Source organism: Nocardia sp. NPDC046473, from assembly GCF_040645995.1.
In the GTDB taxonomy this organism is placed as follows: Bacteria; Actinomycetota; Actinomycetes; order Mycobacteriales; family Mycobacteriaceae; genus Nocardia.
In genome coordinates, this window is sequence record NZ_JBEYZJ010000013.1 from 296,509 (window position 1) to 311,168 (window position 14,660).

Genomic DNA, 14,660 nt, shown 5'->3' on the forward strand with positions numbered 1-14,660 from the left:
ATAACAGCGCAATGGCCGGGCAATGCCGAATACCTACGGTCGGTTCGAGCACAGTTTCACCTCCCGGATGGGAAAACCATGACCGAAACCATCGCGGCACCGAGCCTCGCACCGCCGACGCTCGTCGCAATTCCCGACACCGCGGCGCGGAATACCGCGCCCGATTACGACCCGCGCCTGACCAATGCGGACCTCGCGCCGTTGACCGAGCAGACCTGGGGTTCGTACCACATCTTCGCCTTCTGGATGTCGGACGTGCACAGCGTCGGCGGCTACGTCACCGCGGGCAGCCTGTTCGCGCTCGGCCTGGCCAGCTGGCAGGTGTTGGCGGCGTTGCTGATCGGCATCACCATCGTCTACTTCTTCTGCAACCTGGTCGCCAAGCCGAGCCAGGTGACCGGCGTGCCGTACCCGGTGATGTGCCGCAGCGCCTTCGGGGTGATCGGCGCGAACATCCCCGCCATCATCCGCGGCTTGATCGCGGTGGCCTGGTACGGGATTCAGACCTTCCTGGCCTCGGCGGCGCTGGATGTGGTTCTGGTGAAGCTCTTTCCGGGCTTGGCGCCGTACGCGGTGGCCGATGACTATGGCTTCCTCGGGCTTTCGCTGCTCGGTTGGGGGAGTTACCTGGCGCTGTGGGTGGTGCAGGCGTGCGTGTTCTGGCGCGGCATGGAATCCATCCGCAAGTTCATCGACTTCTGTGGGCCCGCGGTCTACGTGGTGATGTTCCTGCTTTGCGGGTATCTGATCGCAAAAGCCGGGTGGAGCGCCATCGATTTGAACCTCGGCGACGTGAAATACACGGGCTGGGACTCGGTTCCGGTGATGCTCGGCGCCATCGCGCTGGTGGTGTCCTACTTCTCCGGGCCGATGCTGAACTTCGGTGACTTCTCCCGCTACGGAAAGACTTTCGCCGCCGTGCGCCGCGGCAACCTGCTCGGGCTGCCGGTCAACTTCCTGCTGTTCTCGCTGCTGGTGGTGATCACGGCCTCGCTGACCGTCCCGGTCTACGGCGAGTTGATCACCGACCCGGTGGCGACCGTCGCGCGGATCGACAGCACCTTCGCGATCGTGCTGGGCGCGTTGACCTTCACCGTCGCCACGGTCGGCATCAACATCGTCGCGAACTTCATCTCACCCGCCTTCGACTTCTCGCACGTGAACCCGCAGCGGATCAGCTGGCGCGCGGGCGGCATGATCGCCGCGGTCGGCTCGGTGCTGATCACCCCGTGGAACCTGTACGACAACCCCGAGGTGATCCACTACACCCTGGAAGTGCTCGGCGCGTTCATCGGCCCGCTGTTCGGTGTGCTCATCGCCGACTACTACCTGGTGCGTAAGCAACGTGTGGTGGTGGACGACCTATTCACCATGTCGAAGACCGGAAGCTATTGGTATAGCAAGGGATACAACCCGGCGGCCGTCATCGCGACCGTGCTCGGCGCGATGGTCGCGGTGATTCCGGTGCTGGCCAAGGACATCACCGGCATGTACACCGCCGCGCAGTACAGCTGGTTCATCGGCTGCGGACTCGGCTTCGTCGTCTACTACCTGCTGGCCACCCGAACGAGGCTGGCCGTGCCGGGAGTACCTGCCTGATGCGTATCCGTGTGGTCAACCCGAACACGACGCGGGCGATGACCGACACGATCGAGCAGTGTGCCAGGGCCGTCGCCGGTCCCGGCACGCTGCTCGACGCGGTGACCGCCGAGATGGGGCCCGCGTCGATCGAGAGTCACTACGACGAAGCCCTCAGCGTCCCAGGGATTCTCGCCGCCATTGGACGCGGCGAGGACGAAGGCGTCGACGGCTATGTGATCGCCTGCTTCGGTGATCCCGGCTTGGACGCCGCGCGAGAGTTGGCGCGCGGACCGGTGATCGGCATTGCCGAGGCGGCGATGGCGGCGGCCAGTCATCTCGGTCGCGGCTTCAGCGTCGTCACGACATTGGGCCGAACCATCGGACGGGCCAGTGACCTGGTGGAACGCTATGGGCGGCAACGGTTTTGCCTCGGCATCCACGCCTGCGAGCTACCGGTACTAGCGCTGGACACCGACCCCGACGCCCGCAAGATCGTCACCGAGGCCTGCCGTGACGCGGTGGACGCCGATGGCTCCGACGCGATCGTGCTCGGCTGCGCGGGCATGGCGGACCTGTGCGCGCACATCCGCGACGAGATCGGAGTGCCGGTGATCGACGGCGTGGCGGCGGCGACGCTGACCGTGCAATCGCTGATCACGCTCGGACTGCACAAGTCGGGTAGGGGAGAGTTCGCACCGCCGCCACCCAAGCCGTACACCGGCCTGCTGCGTAGCTTCGGCTCGGCTGGTTAGGCGGCGACGGCGGTCCGGAGGGCCTGCAGGGTGAGGTCCGGGTCGTCGACATCGACGACGAGGCGGGTGAACGGGCCGCCGTCGAGTTCGATGCGGACCGCGCGGCCGTCGAACCTGGTGTCCCAGAACTCTTTACGGCCTTTGCCGCGGAACGTCCCGGCGGCGATCACGCCGGGGAAGAAGGTGCCGGGCGCGCGCACCCACGGCGGGCGCAGGTCCACTTCGGCTCTGACCACCGCGGTGATGTTCGCTAGGTCGAAGGTGATGTGCTCACGCAGGGCGAGGACCTGATGCCCGCCGACCACCTGGATCGTCACGGTTGTCCCCGTGACCTCGATTTCGACCATCGCACACCTCATTTCGTGGAGAACTCCAACGCATCCCACAATGCCGGGCCGACCTGGTCATAGCCTGTGCCCTTCCTATGATTTCTCTCAGGGTTTGAAACATTGACTTACGTAGATATGCGCATTTATCAACGTTGTCGGTTGGAACTATCCAGGCTCGGTCCTGAGTGTGTCGGTCTAGAACAGCACGGACGGTATGGGATTCTCACCGTGCTCGTGCTCCATCCGTTTCTGCAGGTACATCGCCCGCGAGAAGAGGTTGTCGATGCTCGGGAAGTTCGTCACCACAGCCGCAATTGCCGCGGCATTGCTCGTCCCCTTAGATATGTCGGCCGCCTCCGCCTTGCCGCCCGCAGGCAGCTGCGCGAACGGCGACTTCCGCTGGACCGTCGCGGACGGCGCGATCGATATGACCCCGCACGCGCTCACCTTCACCTCCGTCGGTGTCCTCCGCGACTGCACCGGCGGCACCGGCGGCATCACCGGCGGCACCTTCACCGGCACACACATCGCGATGTCGGACTGCATGCGCCCGGCGGACGGCCCGATCACCGTCGACGTGCTCTGGTCCGACGGCGAGACGAGCAAGCTGTGGGGACCGTGGCCGGTGACCATGCAGCAGCCGACGATCGGCACCCTGGACGTCGTCGACGGGCTCGGCCAGGGCAGCAAGGTCCGGATCACCGCCGACTACGAGATGATGACGCCCGCGATGATCGGCGGTTGTCTCGGCCCCGGGGTGCGCACCGGCGTCGGACGGCTCAGCGCCGCTACGTTTCAGTGAGCGCCCGCTCGGCGAGCTCGAGCACGCCGGCCAGCCACGGCGTGTAGGCGGCCGGATCGGCGGCCATCGCCTCGCGCAGCGCGCCGAGCTCGATCCAGGCGTAGTCGGCGACCTCGGCCGGGTCGGGACGCGGGACACCGGCGCTGAGCTTGCCGAGCAGGACGTGGTCCCACTCGAACTCGACGCGGCCGGTCGACGGATCCTCGGCGCGGTAGCGGTAGACACCGACCTCGGTGAACGAGGTGGCCAGGCCCATCTCCTCGGCGAGGCGGACTGCGGCCGCGGCGGCGACGGGCTCGCCGGGCGCGGGATGGCCGCAGCAGGTGTTGGCCCACTGCGACGGGAAGCGGGTTTTCACCGCGGCCCGCTGCTGCAGCAGCACCCGGCCCGCGTCATCGAAGAGCAGCACCGAGAACGCGCGATGCAGCTGTCCCGGCGCCTGATGAGCCTGCGACACCGGGCAGGTGCCGATCGAGTGCCCGGCGTCGTCGACCAGCTCGACGGGCAGGGCCTCGCGGTCGGTGATCTCCTGGGCGAAGGTCTCGGTCACCTGCCCACCTTATCGGCGGCGATGAGCAGGTATTGGAAGCTGCCCTCCCGGTAGGCGGTCAGGAACGGTCGCTCCACGCCCGTCGCGAACTCGGATTTCGTGCGCAGTTCCCAGTAGGGGATGGTGGCCGCGGTGAGGTCGGTCACGTCGATCGGGACCAGGTTGTTCTCGGCCATCGCGCGGAAGTATTCGCTGCGCGGGTGGATCATGCAGCCGTAGTGCGCGTCGATCCAGCTGACCGAGGAGGAGCGGCCGCCGGTCAGATCGTTGGAGCAGCCGGTGATGCACACGTAGCGGCCGCCCGGCTCGAGCAGCCGGGAGAATTCGTGGAACAGCTCGAACAGGTCGACGTACATGGTGGTCTCGTTGGTCCAGATGCCGCGCATCGACCACGGCTCGAAACCGGTCTCCAACATGTTCCGGAAATGGAACCGCACGTTGGCCTGCACGCCTCGCTGGGCGGCCTGCTCGTTGGCGAAGCGGACCTGGTACTCGGAGATGGTGACGCCGTCGACCTGGCAGCCGAAGCGCTGGTTGGCCAGGAAACTCGTGCCGCCGCGACCGGATCCGCCGTCCATCAGGCGCTGGTCCGGGTGGACTGTGCCGAGGTGGTCCAGCAGTAGATGAGCCTGCGCGGTCTCTAAACGGTGCAGTTCCTTGACGATTCGTTCCTGGCGGGTCTGCTCCGGACCGCCCAGCACCGAGAGATCGGGTGCGCCGATGCCGTAGTGGTGGTGGTAAAGGCCGTCCACCTCACCGAGTTTCGTGTTGACGCGGTCGTCGTTGGGGTTGTTGTTCCAGTACGCGGCAACGGCTTTCTGGTAGCTGGTCTGGAGCACGGCGTCGGTGTCCGGATTGAGAATGGTCATGCCAATTCACCCTCTCGTTGCAGCACTGTCTATTTCGCTAGCGGTGTCACAGCTCTGGAGGTGTCGCGGGTGTCAATCGGAGTAGCGCCTGCTGTCCGCATGCCAAGCGCGGCTGCCGCCGAGCCAGGCCCACACGCCGGTGAGGTGGCGGCGTAGTTCGGCGGAGCCGAGCGCGGCCAACGGGGCTGCCTCGAGCTCGAAGCGGTGCATGAGTTCGTCGTGCAGCTCGGCCGTGCGGCGGACCGCCTCGCGCCGGGTGCAGCCCTCCTCGGCTACCAGAACTGTCGGGAGATTGAATTCCGTACCGTCCGAACGGTCTTCGCGAGCCATCGAGTACAGGTCGTTCACCAGTTGGCTGGCGAGGGCGGCCGTGGTGATCACGCGGCGCACCCGCGGATCGGTGTATTCGGCGGCCTGGAGTTCGTAGCCGCCGACCACATCGATCAGTGCCATGCACGGCAGGAAGCTGTGCGGCTGCCGGTTGGTGAGGTACTCCCAGACCGGTGGCGTCCGTCCGGACAGCCGCCAGCCCGCTTCGGCGCCCAGTGCGATGAACCAGCCCGCGATCTCCGTGCGCAGGCGGGCCAGTTGTGCGGGCGTGGCGTATTCGGCCACGTGCGCGAAAGCGCTGCGGAATGCGCGCAGGATCGGGTCCGCCCGCATCGCCTCTTCGAGCCGTGCGGCGTAGCCGGCGGGCAGGTGGGCGGGATCTATTGCGGCAGCGGCTAGTTCGAGTCGCGGCCCGAGTTCGGCCGCGGCGCTCGACGGTGTGCCGTCGGGCGCGGTGTCGTCGGCTCCGGCGTCACAGTAGTAATCGTCGACCGCCCACTCGGCCACCGCGCATTTCGCCGCGGCGAGTAGCCGGTCCGGGTCGTTGCAGTCGGGGTGAGCGAGCATGATGAGCCGACCGAAGCCCGCATCGCGCAGATCGGCCAATCTGCCCTCGTACAGGCCGATCGCCTTGGCCCAGGCCAGGATTCGCTCGTTGACGACAGCGGCCAGCGCCGGATCGTCGCGCGTCGGCGGCGGGCAGTAGAGCGGTGGGATCGTGGCGCCGCCGGTATTGCGGCGCGTCGACGCGGTGCCTAATCCGGTTGGGCCGGTGGGTATGCGACCGGTGGGCGGTTCGCCGATCCATGGTGCGGGAGTTAGCCCGGGTGACATGGTCGTACCCGGCAGGTTTGCCGGGCTGGGCGGCGCAGCAGCCTGCTCCGCAATGGTGTGGGTGGTGGCCGTTACGCGTGGCGGTGCTGAACCTGTCGACGAAATGACCGGCGAGACAGTCGTTCCCGTCGTACCGACCGGTGGTGTGATCAACAGCGACGCAGCCCCGAGCCCGGTCGGACCGAGTATCCGCGGCCGGGCGGGCACGTCGGCCGCGGGTGTGCCGGGTATCTGTCGCGCGAGTGCGCCGGGCACGTCCGGTGCGAGTACGTCGGCCACCGCTGGCGCGGGTGCGTCGAGCACATCCGGCGCAGGTCGACCGGCCACCCCAGGCGCGGGTGGATCCGCCATGTCCGGTACATCGTTGTGCGCCAATACCGTTGGGGCGCCGCCACCCAGGTCGGACAGCAGTGCGGCGACCGTGGTGGCGATCTCGTGGGTGGCGGGTAGGGCCAGGGAGCGTGAGAGCATCGACACGGCTCATCCTCCGTCAGTCCGTTTGTCGAGCGACCAGGACGTTGTCGAGCGCGCCGAGCGCGTCCGGTACCAGTACGGCGGCCGAGTAGTAGCAGCTGACCAGGTAGGAGATGATCGACTGGTCGTCGATGCCTTTGAAGCGGACGTTGAGGCTCGGCTCGTACTCGTCCGGGATGCCGGTCTGATGCAGGCCGACCACGCCCTGGTCCTGGTCGCCGGTGCGCATGGCGAGGATCGAGGTGGTCTGGGTCGGGCTGACCGCGAGCTTGCCGCACGGGAAGATCGGCACGCCGCGCCAGGCGGGTACCCGGTGGCCGTCCACGTCGACCGGATCCGGGTACAGGCCGCGCTTGCTGCACTCGCGCCCGAACGCGGCGATCGCTTTCGGGTGTGCCAGAAAGAGTTTGGTGCTGCGGCGCATGCTGAGCAGCTCGTCCATGTCGTCGGGGGTCGGCGGGCCGGACTCGGTCGAGATGCGCTGCTTGAGGTCGCAGTTGTGCAGCAGCCCGAACTCGGGATTGTTGACCAGATCGTGCTCGCGCCGCTCGTAGAGTGCCTCGATGGTGAGGCGCAGCTGCTGCTGGACCTGGTCCATCGGGTCGTTGAACAGATCGGCGACGCGAGTGTGCACCCGCAGCACGCTCTGCGCGAGGCTGAGCTCGTATTCGCGTGGCGCGGCGTCGTAGTCGACGAACGTTCCGGTCAGCAGCGGCTCGCCGACGTGACCGGAGGCGATCTCGATGGCGGCCTCGCCCTTGGCGTTCTGCGGCTGGGCCGGCGCCTCGGCCATTCTGGTCAATTGCTCGCGTAGCTGCGGCGCGTTGCCGAGCAGGTCGTGCAGGGCCTGGCGGGGGAGTACCAGCAGGGTGGTTTTTGTGACGGTTTTGACGGTGACCGGCCAGATCGCATGCGGGTCGGTGAGGATTTGGTCGCCGAAGTAATTGCCGCCCGCCAGAATGCCGAGCATGGTGTGTTCGTTGTATTCGCCGGAACCGTTCTTGCTCAGCTTGCCGTGTACGACGAGGACGACCTGATGCATCGGATTACCGAATTCGGCGACGATGCTGCCCGGCGCGAGATCATGCTGCTGGAATCGCTGTGCGAGGGCATGCAGCACCTCCTCGTCGTCGAAATCGCGCAATGCGGGCAGCTCACGCAATTCCGACGGAATGACCCGAGCCTGCGGGCCGTCCACGTCGAATTCGACCTCGCCATTGCCCACGGTGTGTGTGAGCCGCCGGTTCACCCGGTAGACGCCGCCTTTGACCTGGGTCCACGGCAGCATGCGGGTGAGCCAGCGGGAGCTGATGCCCTGCATCTGGGGTTCGGATTTGGTGGTGTGCGCCAGCTTGGCTGCGGCCGAGGTGCTGAGGCTCTTGCGGTGGTTGTTTTCCGTTTGGACCGGCATTTCGATGGTCATGCGTTGTCCTCACCTCGAGACGGGGTGACCCGTTATGTGGAGACGGTTATTCTGCACAGCAAAACACGCGGGCAATGCGGCCCGCGAAACCAGTCACTCGAGCGAAATGGCTTACGCGACAGTGCGTTCCGGACGGCATCGATGGTAGGCCGGACGGCGGCCCGCACGCAGCGAAACGGCGGATGCCGTCGCGGATGGTGACGACACGCCGCCGATCGAATCGCCGGGCCATTACTTCCCGGGCGGAATCGAGGGAACCGCGGACAGGTCGCCGCCCGGTAGCTGCCGCGCGCGGCGGGCGTCGCTGTGAATCTGCCGATAATCGGCCACTGACCCCGCAATACGTGCATGGATCGGGTCACAGCGGCCACATAATGGACACACGATGTGGGAAGCTCGTCTGAAACATCGCCGTGTACTTCTAGGGGACCGAAGGGGATCCCTCCGGTGGAGTACGCGGATGCGGATGAGGGTTACGTTCTAGGGTAGGGCCAGGAGCGATCTTGAAGTTCAGTGCGAAGGATTTGGTCGGATCGGTGCAGCGGTTGATGGCGACCGCGCAGAACGGCCTCGAGGTCATCCGCTTCGGCGGGTTGACCCACGATGTCGAGTCGTCCCCGTTCGAGGTGGTCGAGCGAAGGCGGATGTACCGGCTGCGGCATTACTTCCCGGACGACACCACGCCGGGGCGTCCCGTCGCGCTGCTCGTACCGCCGCTGATGGTGAACGCCGACATCTGGGATGTGAACGTCGAGGACGGTGCCGTCGGCATCCTGCAGCGCGGCGGAATCGATTGCTGGGTGGTCGATTTCGGCTCGCCCGCCAGCGAGGAGGGCGGCTGGGAACGTGATCTCGCCGACCATGTCCTCGCGGTCAGCAGCGCGATCGACGCGGTGACCGAGGCGACCGGCAGCGCCGTGCATCTGATGGGCTATTCGCAGGGCGGCATGTTCGCCTATCAGGTCGCCGCCTATCGGTACGGCAAGGGCGTGCAGAGCATCGTGACGTTCGGCAGTCCGGTCGACGTGGTCGCGGGCATGCCGTTCGGCCTGCCCTACGGGATGGTGTCCGACGTCGCCGACTTCCTGGCCGATCACGTGGTCACCCGGCTGCCGATCACCGATTCCATGGTGCGCATCGGCTTCCAGCTGCTCGACCCGATGAAGACCGCGAAGGCCAGGATCGACTTCCTGCGGCAGCTGCACGACCGGGAGGCATTGCTGCCCAAGGAGCGGCAGCGCCGGTTCCTGAACAGTGACGGCTGGGTCGGTTACGCCGGTCCGGCCGCGGCGGATCTGCTCAAGCAGTTCGTCGCGCACAACCGGTTGATGTTGGGCGGCTTCGTGATTCGCGATCAGCCGGTCTCGCTGGCCGAGTTGAAGTGCCCGATCCTGGCGTTCGTCGGCGAGGTCGACGACATCGGCCAGCCCGCGGCGGTGCGCGGCATCGTGCGGGCCGCGCCGAACGCGGAGGTGTACGAGGCCAATCTGCTCGCCGGACATTTCGGCCTGGTGGCGGGCAGCATGGCGACCAATCAGACCTGGCCGCTGGTGCGGCAGTGGATCGACTGGCTCGAACGCGACAAGGCGTTGCCGCCGGAGATCCATCCGATGACCGAGCATGTCGACTCGAATCGGCCGCGTTCGGCGGCCACCCGGGCGGTGCACACCGCCGCGTCGCTGGCCGAGGCGGGCGCGGGCGTCGGCAAGGCCCTGGAGGGCATCGCGAGCAACACCATGCGCGGGTCGGTCGAGCTGGCCGGTGAGGCCGCGCGGGCACTGCCGCGACTGACCCGGCTCGGCATGATCCAGCCGCACACCCGCATCTCGCTGGGGCGGCTGATCGCCGAACAAGGCAGACGCGCACCGCTGAAAGACCTGTTCCTGTTCGAGGATCGAGTGCATACCAACGCCGCGGTCAACGTCCGCATCGATAACGTGGTGCGTGGACTCGTCTCGGTCGGTATCCGGCCTGCGATGCGGGTCGGCGTGATCATGGAGACCCGGCCCAGTGCGCTGGCGACGGTCGCGGCTTTGTCCCGGCTCGGCGCGGTGGCGGTGCTGCTCGCCCCGGGGAGCGAACTCGCTCGTGCGCTCGAAATCACCGGTGTCGATACGGTTGTCGCTGATCCGGAGAACCTGCGGCAGGCGGTCGGCGCCGGTGCGCGAGTGCTGGTGCTCGGCGGCGGCGATTCCCGTCAGCTCGATATTCCGTTGAGCGACAAGGTGATCGATCTCGAGCAGATCGATCCGGCGCAGGTGAAGCTACCCGCTTGGTATCGGGCCGATCCTGGGTTGGCGCGTGAGTTGGCGTTCGTGCTCGTCACCGGCACCGGTGATCGGTTGGAGACCAAGTACATCAGCAATCATCGCTGGGCGCTGTCCGCCTTCGGGACAGCGACGACCGCGGATCTGAACCGCCGCGACACGGTGTATTGCCTTGCGCCGCTGCATCATTCATCGGGGCTGCTGGTGAGCCTCGGTGGCGCGATCGCGGGCGGTAGCCGGATCGCGCTTGCGCGTTCGCTGGATCCGGCGCAGTTCGCCGAGGAGGTGCACCGCTACGGCGTCACCGTGGTCACCTACACCTGGACGATGCTGCGCGACATCCTCGATGCCGAGGTTTTCCCGGCCGGGCATCGGCATCCGATCCGGTTGTTCATCGGTTCCGGCATGCCTGCGGGTCTGTGGCGGCGCACCACCGAGCAGTTCGCTCCGGCCCGGGTGCTGGAGTTCTACGCCTCCATCGAAGGTGACGTGGTGCTGGCCAACGTGAAGGGTGTGAAGCGCGGCTGCAAGGGGCGCCCGGTACCGGGGACCGCCAAGGTGGAACTGGTCGCCTACGACCCGATCACCGAGGAGATCCTGGTCGACGGTTCGGGTTACGCCCGGCGGTGCGCGGACAACGAGGTCGGGTTGATGCTCGGCAAGGCCTCCGACGGAGTGGATATCTCCGCAGGCGGGTTGCGCGGGGTGTTCGCGCCCGGCGACTCGTGGATGCCGACGGAGAATCTGTTCCGGCGCGACAGCGACGGCGACTACTGGCTGATCGATCGCAAGGACACGGTGATCCGCACCCAGCGCGGGCCGGTCTACGGGCAGCCGATCGTCGATGTCCTCAACGACATCACCGGGGTCGACATGGAAGTCGCGTACGGGCTGGAGGTCGGCGATCACTGCATCGCCGTCGCCGCAGTCAGTGTGCGCAAGGGTTTCCGGCTGGAGCCGAAGGACGTCACCGAGGCGCTGCGCGCGCTCGAGCCCGACAAGCGGCCTGATCTGGTCTATGTGGTCGACGAGATCCCGCGCAGCTCCTCGTACCGGCCGTCCACCCGCGCGGTGCAGGCGGCGGGACGCCCGACGCCCGGCCCCGACACCTGGTGGTACAACCGGGCTTCCGACGCCTACGAGGTCCTCACCGACGAGGACGCAGCCAAGATCCTCGGCGACAACTGACGCGCGTCGAGCCGCCGCGGATTCACCAGCTCGGCGGCTCGACCCGGTCGCGCGCGCAGGTGGCTCGGTCCGTACCATCCCACGCTGACGTTGCTGTCCGATTTGTCAGGAGTACTTGGTGAGTACGAGCCTTATCTACCGCAACGCCACCCTCTACGAGCTGCTGATCCGCGCGCTGTACGGCCGGTACTACACGGCCCGGTACCGCGCGGTCGAGGGGCTGCTCCCCGCGGGTGCCAGCGTGGTCGATTTGTGCTGCGGCCCTGCGACTTTGTACACGCGCTACCTGCGCCAGAAGTCGATCGACTACACCGGTCTCGATCGCAACGACCGATTCGTCACCCAACTCACCAAAGCCGGTGGGCAAGGCCAGGTCTGGAACCTGAACTCCGACGCCGCACTGCCCGAGGCCGACTACCTCCTCATGCAGGCCAGCCTCTACCACTTCCTCCCCGAACCCGCCCCCGTCCTCGACCGCATGCTGACCGCCGCCCGCAAACAGGTCATCATCGCCGAGCCGGTCCGCAACATGGCCAGCAGCGACAACCGCCTCGTCGCCGCGATCGGCCAACGCTTCACCAACGCAGGCGACGGCATCCAGGCCCATCGCTTCACCGAACCCACCCTCGACGATTTCTTCCGCCCCTACGAATCGCGAGTAGTCCAGCAGACGCTGATCGCAGGCGGCCGCGAGAAGCTGTACGTCCTCGACGCCTAACTCCCCGCCGCACGCCTCTGACCTCCCGCACCCCAACTCGCCGCGCTGACCGGGTGCGTTTGTCAGAATCCGTGCGGCTGCGGCGTCAGGCTGTGTACGCGGTCGCGGTCGTCCAGCAGGAGTTGATCTGCGGGCGGCCGCGAGAAGGTCTGCGTGGTCGATGCCAATACGCTGATAGCCGCACGTCTTCTGATCTCTCGCACTCGGACTCGCCGCGCTGACACGCGTGCGTTTGTCAGAAGGCGTGCGGCTGAGCGAGCGGTCAGACGGTGAAGTCGGTGACGCCTTCGATGACGCGGGCGACCTGTTCGTCGGTGAGGTCGGGCCAGAGGGGGAGGCGCACAACGGTTCCCGAGAACTCGGCGCTGCGCACGCAGGGGTGCGGGGTGCGGCCCAGTTTGAGGCCGGCGGGGCTGGAGTCCAGCGGGACGTAGTGGAACGGGGCGACGATGCCGCGAGCGCGGAGGTGGGCGATGAGGTCGTCGCGGCGGTCCTCGGTGGGGGTGCGCAGGAAGTAGAGGTGTGCGGTGTGCTCGCGGTCGGCGGGGACCGTCATGAGGCGAACGTCGTTGCGGGCGGCCCACTCCGGAAGCGCGGCGGCGTAGGCGTCCCACACCCGGTGCCGTCCGGCCTGGATGGTGTCGAATTCGTCGAGTTGCGCGTCGAGCACCGCCGCGTTCAACTCGCTGGGCAGGTAGCTGGAGCCGATGTCCTGCCAGGAATACTTGTCCACCGCGCCGCGCAGGAACCGGGCCCGGTCGGTGCCCTTCTCCCGGATGATTTCCGCGCGCGCCATCAGGATCTCGTCGGTGAGCAGCAGCGCGCCGCCCTCGCCGCAGTGCACGTTCTTGGTGTCGTGGAAGCTGAGCGTGCCCAGGCTGCCGAGGGTGCCCAGCGGGCGCCCCTGCCACCGGCCGCCGAGGCCGTGCGCGTTGTCCTCCACGATGGCGAAGCCATGTGTGTTGGCCAGGGCGAGCAGCCGGTCCATGTCGGCGGCGACGCCACCGTAGTGGATGACCACCACGGCCTTGGTCCGCTCGGTGACCGCGGCCGCGACCGACTCCGGGTCCAGGTTGCCGGTTTCGAGATCGATATCCGCGAACACGCAGGTCGCCCCGCGCAACGCCATCGCGGTCGCAGTCGAGGTGAACGCGAAACTCGGCACGATCACTTCATCTTCGGGACCCAGTTCCAGCAGCAGGCCCGCCATCTCCAGCGCTGAGGTGCACGAGGTGGTCAGCAGCGCGTGCGGCGCGCCGGTGATGACCTTCAGCTTCTCGGTCGCCGTCGCGGTGAACGGCCCGTCGCCGTGGCTCTGGTCCGAGCCGAGTACCGTCTCGAGGTTGGCCAGTTCGCGGCGCGCCCGAAACGGTCGGCTGAAGATGATGCGGTCAGTGCTCAACCCGGTCGTTCCCCTTGTTCGCAATGGTCGTGGTCAGTTCCCTGGCACCGGTCGGATGGTCGGCGGCGTCCGGGCCGGCCGCTGCTACCGGGCGCGGCGTCGGTGAATCGACGGTCAGGTAGAGCGGCTTACCGACGAGGATATGCAATGCCACCCCGAGGTATTCGGCGATGAGGCCGAGCGAGAACAGGATCGCCCCGGACACCAGCAGCAGCACGACGATCATCGACGCCCAGCCCTCGGGCGCCCAGTTGTCGGTGGTGAGCGCCTCGTAGACGATCACACTCGCCATCACGCCGCCGCCCAGCCCCAGCGTCACGCCGAGCAGGCTGACCAGGCGCAGGCCGCGAGTTCCGCTGCACAGCACCATCTTCCAGAACAGCGAGAACAGGCGGCGGTAGTTGTAGCCGGACTCCTCGCGGCCCTCGGCGCGCAACACCACCGGCACCTGCGCGACGGTGCCGACCACCCAGGTCAGCGCGACGTCGAGATACACGCCGTTCGAGGCGACCTCGGCGAGCTGACGTCCGATGGCACCGCGGATCAGCCGGTAGCTTTCGAAGCGGGTGGAGTCGGGGAACGCGAAGATCGTCGCGAGCACCAGTTTCGCGCCGCGCGAGGTGATGTTGCGCAGGAAGCCGTGCGGGCGGGTGTTGCTCGGCTTGGAGTAGACCAGCTCGGCGCGCTCGTTCAGCGCGGCGTCGAGGAAGGTGCCGATGAACCGGGGATCGTGCTGGCCGTCCTCGTCCATGGTGACGATCCAGTCGCCGCCCGCGGCCGACATGCCCGCGATCGTCGCGGCGTCCTGGCCGAAGTTGCGGCTCAACCAGATGGTGCGCACCTCGGGATAGGTCTGCTCCAACTCCTGCAGCACCACGTCGGAACGGTCCGGGCCGCGGTCGTGCACCAGGATGATCTCGTCGATCTGGAACGTGGTGCCGCCGGGGGTCTGGGTGGGGCGGGTGAGCTCGTGTAATTCGGCGACGAGTCCGCCGATGGTTTCCTCGCCACGATAGATCGGCACCACCACGGAGACGGCGTGCGGCCGAGACGGCCTGCCGTTCGGGGTGACCGCGGCGGGGCGGGGCGTGCGGGAGGGAATCGGCATCAGCTGGATCGACTTTCGATGACGGTGCGTGCC

Annotated in this window: 12 protein-coding genes; 5 read left to right on the top strand and 7 right to left on the bottom strand. The window is 67.2% G+C overall.

The genetic code is table 11. The features are described from left to right. Positions 1 to 78 precede the first annotated feature (78 nt). Both ABZ942_RS40150 and ABZ942_RS40155 read left to right on the top strand, forming a co-directional pair. The gene (locus tag ABZ942_RS40150; protein ID WP_357391483.1) at positions 79 to 1,599 is read left to right on the top strand and encodes an NCS1 family nucleobase:cation symporter-1; all 1,521 of its coding nucleotides are present in this window, start codon (positions 79 to 81) and stop codon (positions 1,597 to 1,599) included. Next, positions 1,599 to 2,333, top strand: a complete 735-nt coding sequence (locus ABZ942_RS40155; RefSeq protein ID WP_357391484.1) for an aspartate/glutamate racemase family protein — start codon at positions 1,599 to 1,601, stop codon at positions 2,331 to 2,333. The genes ABZ942_RS40150 and ABZ942_RS40155 overlap by 1 nt, the downstream gene beginning before the upstream one ends. On the opposite strand, the gene ABZ942_RS40160 is transcribed toward ABZ942_RS40155, so the two are convergent. Beyond that, complete coding sequence (locus ABZ942_RS40160) at positions 2,330 to 2,680, bottom strand: hypothetical protein (protein ID WP_357391485.1); 351 nt, start codon at positions 2,678 to 2,680, stop codon at positions 2,330 to 2,332. The genes ABZ942_RS40155 and ABZ942_RS40160 overlap by 4 nt on opposite strands. A 265-nt stretch (positions 2,681 to 2,945) precedes the next feature. On the opposite strand from ABZ942_RS40160, the gene ABZ942_RS40165 reads away from it, so the two are divergent. Beyond that, the gene (locus ABZ942_RS40165; RefSeq protein ID WP_357391486.1) at positions 2,946 to 3,464 is read left to right on the top strand and encodes a hypothetical protein; all 519 of its coding nucleotides are present in this window, start codon (positions 2,946 to 2,948) and stop codon (positions 3,462 to 3,464) included. Here ABZ942_RS40165 and idi read toward each other — a convergent pair. The 4 genes from idi to ABZ942_RS40185 all read right to left on the bottom strand — a co-directional run bounded on the left by idi (position 3,451) and on the right by ABZ942_RS40185 (position 7,944). Beyond that, entirely contained in the window at positions 3,451 to 4,014 is a 564-nt protein-coding gene (gene idi, locus ABZ942_RS40170; RefSeq protein WP_357391487.1) for an isopentenyl-diphosphate Delta-isomerase, read from the bottom strand. The genes ABZ942_RS40165 and idi overlap by 14 nt on opposite strands. Beyond that, entirely contained in the window at positions 4,011 to 4,883 is an 873-nt protein-coding gene (locus ABZ942_RS40175; protein ID WP_357391488.1) for a geranyl diphosphate 2-C-methyltransferase, read from the bottom strand. Before ABZ942_RS40175 ends, idi begins: the two co-directional genes overlap by 4 nt. A gap of 72 nt (positions 4,884 to 4,955) precedes the next feature. Then, entirely contained in the window at positions 4,956 to 6,518 is a 1,563-nt protein-coding gene (locus ABZ942_RS40180) for a family 2 encapsulin nanocompartment cargo protein terpene cyclase (protein ID WP_357391524.1), read from the bottom strand. 19 nt (positions 6,519 to 6,537) lie between these two features. Further along, complete coding sequence (locus ABZ942_RS40185) at positions 6,538 to 7,944, bottom strand: family 2B encapsulin nanocompartment shell protein (RefSeq protein ID WP_357391489.1); 1,407 nt, start codon at positions 7,942 to 7,944, stop codon at positions 6,538 to 6,540. 503 nt (positions 7,945 to 8,447) lie between these two features. On the opposite strand from ABZ942_RS40185, the gene ABZ942_RS40190 reads away from it, so the two are divergent. Together ABZ942_RS40190 and ABZ942_RS40195 are read left to right on the top strand one after the other, a co-directional pair. Further along, a complete protein-coding gene (locus ABZ942_RS40190; RefSeq protein ID WP_357391490.1) occupies positions 8,448 to 11,399 on the top strand; it encodes an acyl-CoA synthetase in 2,952 nt (983 codons plus the stop codon). A 118-nt stretch (positions 11,400 to 11,517) separates the two neighbouring features. Beyond that, positions 11,518 to 12,117 carry a class I SAM-dependent methyltransferase gene (locus ABZ942_RS40195; protein ID WP_357391491.1) on the top strand — a complete coding sequence of 200 codons (600 nt, stop codon included), beginning with the start codon at positions 11,518 to 11,520 and terminating at the stop codon, positions 12,115 to 12,117. A gap of 262 nt (positions 12,118 to 12,379) precedes the next feature. Here the strand turns inward: ABZ942_RS40195 and rffA are convergent, their stop codons facing one another. Both rffA and ABZ942_RS40205 read right to left on the bottom strand, forming a co-directional pair. After that, positions 12,380 to 13,519: a dTDP-4-amino-4,6-dideoxygalactose transaminase gene (gene rffA / locus ABZ942_RS40200; RefSeq protein ID WP_357391492.1), complete on the bottom strand. Its 1,140-nt coding sequence runs from the start codon at positions 13,517 to 13,519 to the stop codon at positions 12,380 to 12,382. Then, the gene (locus ABZ942_RS40205) at positions 13,509 to 14,627 is read right to left on the bottom strand and encodes a glycosyltransferase (protein ID WP_357391493.1); all 1,119 of its coding nucleotides are present in this window, start codon (positions 14,625 to 14,627) and stop codon (positions 13,509 to 13,511) included. The genes rffA and ABZ942_RS40205 overlap by 11 nt, the downstream gene beginning before the upstream one ends. Positions 14,628 to 14,660: the final 33 nt, after the last annotated feature.